The sequence below is a fragment of the Streptomyces sp. NPDC056738 genome (genome assembly GCF_042790435.1).
Classification (GTDB): domain Bacteria; phylum Actinomycetota; class Actinomycetes; order Streptomycetales; family Streptomycetaceae; genus Streptomyces.
In genome coordinates this window covers 122114-134209 of sequence record NZ_JBHTZF010000014.1, presented here as the reverse complement: position 1 = coordinate 134209, position 12096 = coordinate 122114, and the positions used below count along the sequence as shown (strand labels likewise).

9 protein-coding genes are annotated in these 12096 nt (G+C 71.5%); 3 read left to right on the top strand and 6 right to left on the bottom strand.

All coding sequences use genetic code 11. The annotated features are described in order from the left end of the window. Positions 1–118: 118 nt before the first annotated feature. Complete coding sequence (locus tag ACFRIC_RS32225) at positions 119–1504, bottom strand: hypothetical protein (RefSeq protein WP_382793120.1); 1386 nt, start codon at positions 1502–1504, stop codon at positions 119–121. A gap of 286 nt (positions 1505–1790) precedes the next feature. Further along, a complete protein-coding gene (locus tag ACFRIC_RS32220; protein ID WP_382793117.1) occupies positions 1791–2585 on the bottom strand; it encodes a class II aldolase/adducin family protein in 795 nt (264 codons plus the stop codon). A 154-nt stretch (positions 2586–2739) separates the two neighbouring features. Between ACFRIC_RS32220 and ACFRIC_RS32215 the strand changes: the two genes are divergently transcribed. Next, the gene (locus ACFRIC_RS32215; protein WP_382793114.1) at positions 2740–3210 is read left to right on the top strand and encodes a pyridoxamine 5'-phosphate oxidase family protein; all 471 of its coding nucleotides are present in this window, start codon (positions 2740–2742) and stop codon (positions 3208–3210) included. Positions 3211–3240: 30 nt separating this feature from the next. Here the strand turns inward: ACFRIC_RS32215 and guaA are convergent, their stop codons facing one another. Then, positions 3241–4821, bottom strand: a complete 1581-nt coding sequence (gene guaA / locus ACFRIC_RS32210; protein WP_382793110.1) for a glutamine-hydrolyzing GMP synthase — start codon at positions 4819–4821, stop codon at positions 3241–3243. Between the two features lie 329 nt (positions 4822–5150). On the opposite strand from guaA, the gene ACFRIC_RS32205 reads away from it, so the two are divergent. Continuing rightward, complete coding sequence (locus ACFRIC_RS32205) at positions 5151–5435, top strand: chorismate mutase (RefSeq protein WP_329301276.1); 285 nt, start codon at positions 5151–5153, stop codon at positions 5433–5435. A 285-nt stretch (positions 5436–5720) separates the two neighbouring features. Here the strand turns inward: ACFRIC_RS32205 and ACFRIC_RS32200 are convergent, their stop codons facing one another. Continuing rightward, positions 5721–6923: a hypothetical protein gene (locus ACFRIC_RS32200; protein ID WP_382793107.1), complete on the bottom strand. Its 1203-nt coding sequence runs from the start codon at positions 6921–6923 to the stop codon at positions 5721–5723. A gap of 219 nt (positions 6924–7142) precedes the next feature. Here ACFRIC_RS32200 and ACFRIC_RS32195 point away from each other — a divergent pair, with 219 nt between their 5' ends. Next, positions 7143–8123 carry an LAETG motif-containing sortase-dependent surface protein gene (locus ACFRIC_RS32195; protein ID WP_382793105.1) on the top strand — a complete coding sequence of 327 codons (981 nt, stop codon included), beginning with the start codon at positions 7143–7145 and terminating at the stop codon, positions 8121–8123. A gap of 94 nt (positions 8124–8217) precedes the next feature. Here the strand turns inward: ACFRIC_RS32195 and ACFRIC_RS32190 are convergent, their stop codons facing one another. Together ACFRIC_RS32190 and ACFRIC_RS32185 are read right to left on the bottom strand one after the other, a co-directional pair. Beyond that, positions 8218–10023 (bottom strand): GMC family oxidoreductase N-terminal domain-containing protein, encoded by a 1806-nt coding sequence (locus ACFRIC_RS32190; RefSeq protein ID WP_382793103.1) that lies wholly within the window; start codon positions 10021–10023, stop codon positions 8218–8220. Positions 10024–10110: 87 nt separating this feature from the next. After that, a complete protein-coding gene (locus ACFRIC_RS32185; protein ID WP_382793100.1) occupies positions 10111–11997 on the bottom strand; it encodes a succinic semialdehyde dehydrogenase in 1887 nt (628 codons plus the stop codon). Between the last annotated feature and the right edge of the window lie 99 nt (positions 11998–12096).

Sequence of the window (12096 nt, the reverse complement as noted above, 5' to 3'; positions counted from 1 at the left end):
ACCACTCACCCAACGGCGACGGGCGGATGTACCGGCGCGGCCCCGACCCACCCACCGGCCGGACCCGGGCCACCACCGGCCGGACCCGGGACCCGGCACCGCGATGGCCGCCGCGGTCTCAGTCCGTCACATCGATCTCGTACCGGTTCGTCTCCACGCCCGCGGCCGTCACCACCTGCACCTCCACCCGCCCCGGCTCCACGTCCACCGGCACCGGCACGGTCAGCACCGCGTCCGTGGGATTGCTGAACCCCCCGGACACCGGCACCAACGGCACATGCACATGCACCGCCCCGATCCGCACGACCATCCGCGACAAGCGGTCCGCGCCCTGAGCCCCGGGCGGCACGAACCCGGCCCCCCGGATCTCGATGTCGTCCCCGGTCCGGATCGGCGCGTCCAGATCACCCGCCTCTCGGGACCGGACCACGGACAGGATCACCGGCCGCCCGCCCTCGGCGTACTTCCCGGCGAGATAGGTCGCGGCCGACACCAGCACCAACAGGGCCAGCCCCCACGGCAGATCGGGCAACTGCGACGGCCGCCGAGCCAGCCGCACCGCGGCGAAGACGAGAGCGACCCCGCTGATCACGACGTACTGGATGTCGGCGAAGCCACCCCGCCCCGAGTCGTCGGTGAGCAGATCCGCCGCCCGCGGCCGGTCGGCGCGGACCTTCTGGAGCCGCTGCCCCAGCACCCGCAGCCCGACCACGCGCCGCACCAGCACGGCGACCCCGCAGACCACGGCGACGACGGTCACGACCCCGGCCGCCCGGGCGAGTTCGAACCCGGCGATGAGTTCGTCCCGGAGCCCGTGCGAGGACGCCGCGGCGAGCCGGCCCACCAGCACGAGCACCGCGTACACCACGAACAGCACCCAGCCGGCGGCCACCGCACGGGAGGTGGAGATCCGGTTGTCCTCGCCGATGACCGGTGCCAGGGCCCCGCCCCGCGTCCGGTGCAGCCAGGCCGCCCCGGTCAGAAGCCCGGCCAGCACGACCGCGGCGACCAGTCCCGCCGTCCGCGCCGCCGTCCAGCCGGCCCCGATCGCGGTGAGCGCCTGCACGAGCAGGAGGACGACGACGGCGGCCCACACGGTGAACGCGGTGTACCGCCACAGCCGGCCCAGCCACGCCTCGCCCTCGAGCCGGCCGCGTTCGGCCACGAGGTCGGCGGACTGGGTGAGTTCGTCGGACACCCACTGCCGGGACGCGGAGGCGGAGTGCGCGACCCCCGCGGGCAGCCCCTGCCCCGACGCCAGCGCGTCGCGCTTGGCGAGGAACGCGGCGACGGCCCGCCGGTGCCCCGTACGCGCCCCGTGCGGACAGTCCCCGCACGTACAGCCGCCCTCGTGTCCGCCGGGCCCCCCGCCCGACCGACCGACCGGCCCACCGCCGGGCCCGCCACCCGGACCGCCGCCAGAGCCACCGCTCCGCCCGGTGCCCGACCCGGACCCCGGCCCGGCACCGTGCCCCGCACCGTGTCTCGCCTCCTGCACCGCCACGCCCACTGCCGCCTTCCCGCGCCAGAACACACTCCGTAGAGCCGGAATGTCACGAACATCCGGCTGCCGCGCCCCCACCCGACAACTCTCCTGTGACGAAAGCGAATTGTGCCGTACTCGGCACCCCGCGCACGCGTCAGGTCGGGTCGGCGGGGGTGAAGCGAGCCACCGCTTGTTGACCCGACGCCCCGCTGTTCCGGCGGCCGCGAGGGCGGTTCCGGCGGACCTGGGGGAAGGCCGACCAGGTCCGACCAGGTCCGTCCGTCGCCCTGGCCGAGCAGATGTCCTAGCTGAGCAGATCGGGTTCGCTGCGGCTGATGTCCTGCCACAGGGGCTGGTAGTTGATCCACGCCACCAGGTCGCCGCCGAGCTGTTCACGGGTGGCGACCGCCTGCTTGTGGTCGATGACTAGGGGCCTGCCCGCGGCCTTCGCGGTGAGCTGGACCTGGCTCGACCGTTCCATGGACAGGAACCACCAGGCCGCCGCGTCCACCGAGTCCCCGACGGTCAGCAGCCCGTGGTTGCGCAGCACGAGCGCCTTGCGGCTGCCCAGCGCGGACGCGATCCTGCGGCCCTCCTCGGCGTCGACGGCGACCCCGCTGTAGGCGTCGTACAGCGCGTGATCCTCGTAGAAGGCGCAGCTCTCCTGGGTGATCGGGTCGAGCAGGTCGCCGAGGGCGGCCAGGGCGCGGCCGTGCACGGAGTGGCAGTGGGCGACGGCGACGACATCGGGGCGGGCCGCGTGGACCTGGGAGTGCACGGTGAACGCGGCCTGGTTCACGTGGTAGCGGCCCTCGATCACCTGGCCCTCCTGGTTGGCCATGACCAGGTCGCCGACGGTGACGTGCTTGAACGGCATGCCGAACGGGTTCACCCAGAAACAGTCGCTGTACTCGGGGTCGCGCGCCGTGATGTGTCCGGAGACGCCGTCCTCGAAGCCGAGCCGTCCGAACAGCCGCAGCGCGCCGGCCAGCCGCTCCTTGCGGTGCCGCCGTTCGTCGTCCAGCGATTCGTGCATCGGCGGCATGGCGAAGCGGAGCTGGTCGGTGGGGCGGGGCAGCGGCGGAGTGGGCCCGTGCATCTGTCCTCCAGCACTGGCGTGTTCGGTACGAGCGGAAGTTACCCGGGGTCAGCGCAGGAGAACAGGGGTGTTCCATGAGAGAAAAGTGTGGGATGCCCAGGGACACGGGCGATACCCGACAGAAGATGTCGGGTATGCGCGTCAGACTCGCGGCATGAACTGGGCAGCACTCTCCACCGCCGAGCCGGCCTTCGCCGACACCGTCGAGCGGCGCTTCGGCGCCTTCACCCACCACGTCCTCGCGACCCTCCGCAAGGACGGCTCGCCCCGCACCTCGGGCATCGAGGTGCGCTTCCTCGACGGCGAGCTGTGGCTCGGCATGATGCCGGACTCCCTCAAGGCGCTCGACCTGCGCCGCGACCCGCGCTTCGCGCTCCAGGTGAACCCGGGGGCCGGTACGGACATGGGCGGCGGCGACGTACGGATCAGCGGGCGGGCGGTCGAGGTGGGCGACGGCGTTCCCGCCAAGGCGGCGTACGTGAAAGAGGTGGAACCGCCGGAGCCGTTCCACCTCTTCCGCACCGAGCTGACGGAGGTCACGCGGACCTTCGTCGAGGACGAGACGTATCTCGTCGTCCAGGTCTGGAAGCCCGGCGCGCCGGTGCGCACGCTCAAGCGGACCTGAGGCGGGAGTTCCCTCCCGCCCGCGGGAGGACTACTCCCACTCGATGGTGCCCGGGGGCTTGCTCGTCACGTCGAGCACGACGCGGTTGACGTCCGCGACCTCGTTCGTGATCCGCGTCGAGATCTTCGCCAGGACGTCGTACGGAAGCCGCGACCAGTCCGCCGTCATGGCGTCCTCGCTGGACACCGGGCGCAGGACGATCGGGTGGCCGTAGGTCCGGCCGTCGCCCTGGACGCCCACGCTGCGCACGTCGGCGAGCAGGACGACCGGGCACTGCCAGATGTCGCGGTCGAGACCGGCGGCGGTCAGCTCCTCGCGGGCGATGGCATCGGCGGCACGGAGCAGGTCGAGACGCTCCTTGGTCACCTCGCCGACGATGCGGATGCCGAGGCCGGGGCCGGGGAACGGCTGGCGCTGGACGATCTCCTCGGGCAGGCCGAGCTCCTGGCCCACCATCCGGACCTCGTCCTTGAACAGCTTGCGCAGCGGCTCGACGAGCTGGAACTCCAGGTCCTCGGGGAGGCCGCCCACGTTGTGGTGGGACTTGATGTTGGCGGTGCCGGTGCCGCCGCCGGACTCGACGACGTCCGGGTAGAGCGTGCCCTGGACCAGGAACGCGACGTCCTCGCCCTCGGCGGCCTCGGCGATGATCTCCGCCTGGGCCTGCTCGAAGACGCGGATGAACTCGCGCCCGATGATCTTCCGCTTCTCCTCGGGGTCGGAGACGCCCTTGAGCGCGGTGAGGAAGCGCTCCTCCGCGTCCACGACCTTGAGCTGCACGCCGGTCGCGGCGACGAAGTCCTTCTCGACCTGCTCGGTCTCGCCCTGGCGCATCAGACCGTGGTCGACGTACACACAGGTGAGCTGGGAGCCGATGGCCTTCTGGACGAGGGCCGCGGCGACCGCGGAGTCCACGCCGCCGGACAGACCGCAGATGGCGCGCTTGGTGCCGACCTGCTCGCGGATCAGGGCGACCTGCTCGTCGATGACGTTGCCGGTGGTCCAGGACGGGGTGAGACCCGCGCCGCGGTACAGGAAGTGCTCCAGGACCTGCTGGCCGTGCGTGGAGTGCATGACCTCGGGGTGGTACTGGACGCCGTAGAGCTTCTTCTCGTCGTTCTCGAACGCGGCGACCGGGACGACGTCCGTGGAGGCCGTGACGGTGAAGCCCTCGGGGGCGGCGGAGCAGGCGTCGCCGTGCGACATCCACACCGGCTGCTCGTCCGGGGTGCCCTCGAACAGGGTGGAGCCGGACTTCGAGACGTGCAGCGGCGTACGGCCGTACTCGCGGGCGCCGGTGTTGTCGACCGTGCCGCCGAGGGTCGTGGCCATGAGCTGGAAGCCGTAGCACATGCCGAAGACGGGGACGCCCGCCTCGAAGATCTCGCGGTCCAGGCGCGGGGCGCCCTCCGCGTAGACCGACGAGGGACCGCCGGAGAGGATGATCGCGGCCGGGTTCTTGGCGAGCATCTCCTGGACCGGCATGGTGCTCGGCACGATCTCGCTGTAGACCCGGGCCTCACGGACTCGACGGGCGATGAGCTGGGCGTACTGCGCACCGAAGTCGACGACCAGGACGGTGTCGGGGGCGGCGGGGGACGCTTCTGGCACGGTCTGCCTTCCGGCGGTGAGCAAAAGGGTGTGTACGGCCGATTCTACCGGGGGCCGCGGGGGGCCTGGCGCCCCCGGGGTTTCGGACACCGGGTCTCACCATCCGAACCGTCTTGGCCGGCGCCGTCGCGGGCGTGCATACTTCCCTCATGCTCACGCACACGACCTTCCTGTTTACCTATGGCAACCGGCCCACCGGCTGCCATGGTCGTGCTGCTTGAGCAACTGACAAGCGACTTCCCAGGCGCCCCGGGCCGACAAGGCCCGGGGCGTCTGCCGTTTCCGGGCCGGTTCGCTCCGGGGCACCCCTTCCACCGAGGAGCCCCACCATGGCCGACGTACTCGACAAGACCGGCGCCCGTACCGACGAGGCCGCCGACGTGATCACCGGTGCCCGTGAACGCATCGACGCCCTGGACGACCGGATCATCGGTCTCGTGCAGGAACGGATGGCCGTCTCGGCCGTGATCCAGGAGGCGCGGATCACGTCCGGCGGCCGCCGGGTGAACCTCTCCCGCGAGATGGAGATCCTCGGCCACTACCGGGACGCGCTCGGCAAGCCGGGCACCTCGCTGGCGATGACGCTGCTCGAACTGTGCCGCGGCCGGATCTGAGAGCCGCACCCGGCGTACGCACGTACGCATTCCCTCTCACCCGTACGGCGCGTATCCGGGGTGCCGCGGACTTCGTTTCTTCTGGTGTCCGTGTCAGCCAGGGGCGGGCCCGAAAGAACCACGCGTGGCTTCACTGGAGCGATGAGACGTACGGATCGTGCCGTGCGTCGTGGGACCTCGCTCCAGGTCGTGTGACCGGACGGCAGGGGACAGCAGCCCGGTCACTCAAGAGAACGGCCGGCCCCGGGGACGCCCGGGGCCGTCCGACGGACCCTGTCCGAGCCGTCAGGTACGGGACACCGTGCCGCATCCGGCCGTGCGGGAGGTCTCCAGGGCGTGGCTGCGGTCGTACGGGTCGGTGGCCGGGCCGGTCGGCGTCGCGCCGGTGGGTGCCGCCGAGTGGAACTGCGGGTGCAGGAAGCCGTCGTAGACGTCGCAGGCGGAGTTGCCGATGCTCTCGTCGTAGTGATTGATCGTCAATCTGCCCGCTGTGACCTGGTACTTCCTCGGGTCGAGGAACCCGGCGTCGAGGACGCGGCGCACGATGGTGCGGGTCACCTCGTCCTTGTTCCCGTCGGCCGGGGACACCGGGTAGACGAAGGTGTAGTCGGCGTGGACGGCGACGGACCCGTCCTTGCCCGCCTTGAACGTGATCCGGCCGCGCACCTTGACCACCTGGCCGACCAGGCGCACCTCGTCGGGGTCGAAGCGGCTGAACAGGGTCAGCGGATCGTGCTTCTCGTCCGGCGCGCTCAGCCGGCGGTCGATGTCGTCGATCATGTGGGGCTGCTTGGGATCGAGGACGGCGATGGCCGCCTTCGGACGCTCGCCGCGCAGGGTCGCCGGATCGAGGTTGGCCCCGACGAGCAGGTTCTTGGTCTGCCGCAGCGCCGCGGCCACCTGCGCCTTCGTGAACGAGCCGACCGGCTCGGCCTCCGGGAGGACGACGGCGTCGGCACCGTCGGCCCAGCGCTCGGCCGGCGATCCGGCGAACGGCCGTTGCCTGGTGGGTGTCAGCGAGGCCGCGGCGGAGGGCGGCGCGGTCGGGGCGGCGGTCTCGGCGGGCAGCTCGGGTCCGGCCGAAGCGGACCCCGACGCGGACGAGGACGCGGCGCCGAAGAGGTCGCCCGGCAGCAGGGACGGCTTCATCGCGACGACGGCCACGGCGACGGCGAGCGGAACCCCGAGGATCGCCCACAGTCTGCGCCGCCGGGAGGCACGCCGGTCCATCTCGCGCCAGGCGGGACCCGTCCGCCAGCCCTCGGGCTGCGCGGCCGGACGCGACTCCTTGCGGGCGGTCCGGCGGGTGGCCCGCGCGGCCTCCCGCTCGTCCTGGAGGCGCAGCCGCTCCGTCACCATGCGCGCCCGGGCGGACGGCTCCTTGGGTGCCGAGGCGCGGATGTCGCGCTCGCTGTCGCGCGCGAAGCGTTCCCACACGTCGTCAGGAACCGTCGGCTCACCGGATTCCCCGGGCTGTTGATCAGACACGAAGCTCTTTCTAAGTGTCTCGAACGGGCGTGCGCAAGCCGCACATCGATGTGACCCAGCACACATAAGAATCTCGTCAGATCCAGGACAACCATTCTCAGACCTCGCCGGTCTCACCTGCAGAACCAACGGTCACATCCGCGCCCACACGCGGTGGGCCGCCCACAAACTCCATAATCGCGCCGCGAGTTCACGGCGCACTGGATCACCGAGGTCTTCATGAAGCTTCGCCGTGCCATGGCCACTGCGGCCGCGACGGCTGTCATAGCACCGCTCGCGTTGCTGTCGGTCGCGCCGGCCGCGTTCGCGGAAGAAAGCCCGTCCCCGAGTGCGAGCGTGTCCGAGTCCGCGACCGAGTCGGCGTCGCCGAGCCCGAGCGTGTCGGCTCCCGAGCCGACCGACGCGGCGTCGGCCTCCGCCTCGGCCTCCGCCTCCACCTCCGCATCGGCTCCGGCCCCGAGCGACTCCGCGTCGGCGTCCGCGCCCGCGCCGAGCGCCTCCGCCTCGGAGTCGGAGTCCCCCGAGCCCGAGCCCTCCGAGTGCTCGGACTCCAAGGTCGACGTGTCCATCACCGGACTGCCCGGCAAGATCGCGGCGGGCAGCGGCTGGCACAAGTTCTCCCTGAACGTCCTGAACAACTCGGACTCCACCCTGAGTGACCTCGGCTTCTTCGCGGGCGCTTCGCCCGACAAGAACGGTGAGGACATGTTCAAGAGCAAGCAGGTCCAGCTCCAGGCGTACAACCCGGACGACAAGGTCTGGGAGAACGTCGACGAGGACGGGTACGCGGTCGGCTTCGTCGGCTACACCGACGAGCTCAAGCCCGACTACGAGGTCGACATCCCGCTTCGTATCAACGTGAAGTCCAGCGCCCCGGTCGGCGCCGGCTTCTCCCTCGGCGCCAGCATCTACGGCGACGCCGACGCGGAGTGCACCGGCTACGGCGAGGTCGCCTACAAGTTCCAGATCGTCGCGGCCGGCACGGACACCGACGGCACCAAGCCGCAGGGCGGCGGCAAGGTCCCGGTCTCGGACAAGCCCGCCGACAAGAGCAACACGCCTTCGGTCGACGGCAGCCTCGCCGAGACGGGCTCCAGCTCCGCGCTGCCGATGATCGGCCTCGCCGGCGGTATCGCCGTCGTCGCCGGCGCCGGTGCGCTGGTCGTCGTCCGTCGCCGCAAGGCCGGCACGAACGCGTAACACCGCAGCCGACACCACCGACGCGCGCGTCGGTCACGTACGAAGAGAAGGACCTGCGCTCGGAGGGGGGCGCAGGTCCTTCTTTTCGTTGGGCTTACGGCTTCGGCGGCATCGTCGGCATGCCCAGGAAGGGCAGCCGCAGCGCTCCGAAGGCGTCCGCGGGGACGACGGGACGGTTCGGCTCCACCGCCTTGAGACGCTCGTACGCAGCTCCCGGCGCCGGACGCGGATCGGCCTCGCCCTTGTTGGGCCAGAACGACATGGCCCGCTCGGCCTGCGCGGTGATGGTGAGCGACGGGTTGACGCCGAGGTTCGCGGAGACGGCGGCACCGTCGACGACGGAGATCCCCGGGTGCCCGTGGAGCCGGTGGTAGGGGTCGATGACGCCCTCCTCCGCGCCGGCGCCGATCGGGCAGCCGCCGAGGAAGTGCGCGGTGAGCGGGGTGCCCATCAGCTCGCCGACATTGCTGCCCGGGAAACCGTTGATCTCCTCGGCGAGCACGGAAGCGGCCCGCGAAGCGGCCTTGATCTGCTTGGGGTTGGGGGCACCGTGCCCCTGGCGTGCCGTCAGCAGGCCCTTGCCCGCGCCCTTCGGCTTGAGATACGTCGTCAGGGAGTTGTCGAGGGACTGCATCACCAGGCCGATGATGGTCCGTTCGGACCAGCGGCGGTTGGAGAGCGAGCGCATCACCAGCAGCGGGTGCCGGACCGCGTTGACGAACCAGCCCGCCACCCTCGACGAGCCCTCGGCGTAGGGGACCTGGAGGATGGACATGCCGCCCATCGCGTTGGAGCCCTTGCCGTAGCGGACGGGTTCGATGTGGGTGTCCGCGTCCGGGTGGATCGAGGACGTGATGGCCACGCCCCGGGTGAAGTCGGCCTTCGTCCCGTGCGCCTTGCGGTAGCGGCGGTCGTCGGTCTGCGCGCCCACCAGGGCCTCGGAGTTGGTGCGGGTCAGCTCGCCGAGCCGCTTCGACAGGTGAGGGAGCTGACCGCCGGCCTTCATGCGGTGGAGCAGCGTCTGGGTGCCGTAGGTGCCGGCCGCGAGGACGACCCGGCGCGCGGTGAAGGTCCGCCCTTGGCCCTTGCGCCGGTTGTCGGTCGGGAGGGTCTGGACGGCGTAGCCGCCGCGCGAGTCGTCGGTGACGGACACGACGGTCGTCATGGGATGGACGACGGCGCCCGCCTTCTCGGCGAGGTGGAGGTAGTTCTCGTTGAGGGTGTTCTTGGCGCCGTGGCGGCAGCCGGTCATGCACTCGCCGCACTCGGTGCAGGCCTTGCGCGCGGGCCCGACACCGCCGAAGTACGGGTCGGCGACCTCCTCACCGGGCTTCGCCCCGGCCGAGCCGTCCGCGTCCTGCCCGTCGCCGAAGAAGACACCGACCGGCGCCATGTGGAAGGTGTCGCCGACCCCCATGCGCTCCGCGGCGGCCTTGAGGTGGACGTCCGACGGGGTCGTGGTCGGGTTGAGCCGCACGCCCAGCATGCGCCGGGCCTGGTCGTAGTACGGCTTCAGCTCCTCCTCCCAGTCGGTGATGTCCTTCCACTGAGGGTCCTCGAAGAACGGCTTCGGCGGCACGTAGAGGGTGTTGGCGTAGTTGAGCGAACCGCCGCCCACACCCGCGCCGGCGAGCACCATCACGTTGCCCAGCAGATGGATGCGCTGGATGCCGTACATGCCCAGCCGCGGGGCCCAGAGGTAGTTCTTGACGTCCCAGGAGTTCTTGGGGAGCGTGTCGCGGGTGAAGCGCCGGCCGGCTTCGAGGACACCGACGCGGTACCCCTTCTCCGTCAGCCGCAGTGCGGTGACGGAGCCGCCGAACCCGGAACCCACGACGACGACGTCGTAGTCGTACGTCTCCTCGTCCGGCTGTTCCTGGACAGAGCTCTCCTGTGACACGTGCCGCTCTCCTCATCGAGACCGTCGAGACGTTCGGAACCGTTTCAGAACCGCTGAGGACCTTGGGGGATCCTTTCGAGAACGGGGCTACCGCAGCCGGAGCGCCTTCATGACCTTCAGGCTCCGGCTCATGAACGCCGCGTACTTCTCGTCGTCCATGCCGAGGGACGGGGCCATCGGCAGCAGCCGCTGCTGCGCGACGGTCTGCGCCTCGGTGTACTTGAGGATGCCCTCGGAGCCGTGGCGGCGGCCGAGGCCGGAGTCCTTCATGCCGCCCATCGGCGACTGGACGCTGCCGTACGCGGGCGCGTAGCCCTCGTTGACGTTCACCGTGCCGGTCCGCAGCCGGGCCGCGAGCGCGCGGCCGCGCCGGCCGTCCTTCGTCCAGACGGAGGAGTTGAGGCCGTACGCGGTGGAGTTGGCGCGCTCGACGACCTCGTCCTCGGTCGTGAAGCGGTAGAGGGAGACGACGGGGCCGAAGGTCTCCTCGGCGCAGACGGCCATCGGGGCCTCGACTCCGTCGAGGATGGTGGGCTCGTAGAAGTACGGGCCCACGTCGGGCCGGGCGACACCGCCGGCGACGACCCTGGCCCCCTTGGCCACGGCTTCCTCGACGTGCCGCGTCACCGTCTCGAGCTGGCGTTCGCCGACCAGCGAGCCCATGTCCGCCCCGTACGCGAGGGATGTGCCGAGCCGCATGGCGCGGGTCCGGGCGGCGAACCGCTCCGTGAACGCGTCGGCTATGGACTCGTGGACGTACAGCCGCTCGATGGAGATGCAGAGCTGTCCGGCGGAGGAGAAGCAGGCCCGGACGGCGCCGGCGGCGGCCTTGTCGAGGTCGGCGTCCTCCAGGACCACCATGGCGTTCTTGCCGCCGAGTTCGAGGGAGACGCCGACGAGACGGGCGGCCGCGCCCTGGGCGACCTCACGGCCGGTACGGGTGGACCCGGTGAAGGAGACGTAGTCGGCGTGCCGGACGACCTCGGGTCCGACGACCGGTCCGTCGCCGATGACGACCTGGAAGATCTCGGCGGGCAGCCCGGCCTCGACGAGCAGGTCGCGCGCCCACAGGGCGGTCAGGCAGGTCTCGGTGTCGGGCTTCATGACGACCGCGTTGCCCGCGACGAACGCCGGCAGCGCGTCGCCGACCGACAGCTCCAGCGGGTAGTTCCAGGGCGCGATCTGCCCGACGACACCGCGCGGGTGACGCAGTTCGGTGACCTTGGTGAGGGTCGGCATCGCGCCCGCGTGGCGCTTGGGCCGCAGATAGGAGGGCGCCTTGAGTCCGTAGTGCCGTGCGGCGACCAGGACGGCCTGGACCTCCTCGTGGGCGTGCAGCCGGGCCTTGCCGGTCTCCAACTGGATGAGGTCCAGGACCTCGGCCTGCCGGGCGAGCACGAGGTCGTGGAAGCGGAGCAGGACGGCGGCGCGGCGGCGGACCGGAGTGGCCGCCCAGGCGCCCTGCGCGGCACGGGCCCGCTCGAAGGCCTTCTCGACGTCCGCGGGGGTGGACTCGGGCAGGTCGGCGAGCTTCTCGCCGGTGAACGGCGTGTGGTTGGCGGTCCGCCCGGACCCGGTCACTCCCTTGGCGAGCTGCGCGACGAGCTCGGGGGTGACCACGTCGGCGGCGGTGCGGGCGCCGGCCGGGGCGGGGGCGAGGGGGTTGGTGCCGAGAGTGGCGGGGGCCGCCGTCGCGTCCTCGCCGGCTCCGGCCTGGTCCCCGGCGGCCTCGGCCTCGTCCGCGGCGGTGACCTCCGTGGCGTCGGCCTCGTCCGCGGCAGCGGCGACCGCCGTCCCGTCCGCGCGCACCGCGTCGGCCGCGGCGGTCGCGGACGTCAGGTCCGCCTCGCTCGTGGTGGCGGACGTCAGGTCCGCGTCGGTCGCGGCGGCCACGCCGACCGCTGCGTCGGTACCGGCCGCCTCATCGGCGCCGGTGCTTTCCGTGGCCTGCTCCGCGGCCTGCGAGTCCGTCATGAGCCGCAGGGTATGCCCACGCGCTCCCTTTGGGTACCCGTCGGTAATGGCCTTTCACGGAGCGCTCACACACTGCCAGTGATCACTGGCAGCAAATGC

What these genes read in the sequence shown, in the direction of transcription:
- ACFRIC_RS32220 (WP_382793117.1), bottom strand. Translation starts at nt 2,585, where the DNA reads ATGCACGGGCCCACTCCGCCGCTGCCCCGCCCCACCGACCAGCTCCGC.
- ACFRIC_RS32215 (WP_382793114.1), top strand. Translation starts at nt 2,740, where the DNA reads ATGAACTGGGCAGCACTCTCCACCGCCGAGCCGGCCTTCGCCGACACC.
- ACFRIC_RS32205 (WP_329301276.1), top strand. Translation starts at nt 5,151, where the DNA reads ATGGCCGACGTACTCGACAAGACCGGCGCCCGTACCGACGAGGCCGCC.
- ACFRIC_RS32195 (WP_382793105.1), top strand. Translation starts at nt 7,143, where the DNA reads ATGAAGCTTCGCCGTGCCATGGCCACTGCGGCCGCGACGGCTGTCATA.
- ACFRIC_RS32185 (WP_382793100.1), bottom strand. Translation starts at nt 11,997, where the DNA reads ATGACGGACTCGCAGGCCGCGGAGCAGGCCACGGAAAGCACCGGCGCC.